The organism is Lactobacillus corticis (genome assembly GCF_018327645.1).
Classification (GTDB): Bacteria; Bacillota; Bacilli; order Lactobacillales; family Lactobacillaceae; genus Lactobacillus; species Lactobacillus corticis.
In genome coordinates, this window is record NZ_BMAY01000042.1 from 1 (window position 1) to 249 (window position 249).

Annotated in this window: 1 rRNA gene; it reads left to right on the forward strand. The window is 51.0% G+C overall.

The features are described from left to right. Positions 1 to 6: 6 nt before the first annotated feature. Positions 7 to 249 (forward strand): 16S ribosomal RNA (locus tag KI210_RS08640); the annotation flags it as partial.

Sequence of the window (249 nt, forward strand, 5' to 3'; positions counted from 1 at the left end):
CATGATAAAAATGAGAGTTTGATCCTGGCTCAGGACGAACGCTGGCGGCGTGCCTAATACATGCAAGTCGAGCGAGCTTGCCTTTAGAAGTTCTTCGGAATGGACAAAGATACAAGCGAGCGGCGGATGGGTGAGTAACACGTGGGCAACCTGCCCTTAAGACTGGGATACCACTTGGAAACAGGTGCTAATACCGGATAAAAACACAAGCTGCATGGCGAGTGTTTAAAAGGCGGCGCAAGCTGTCGC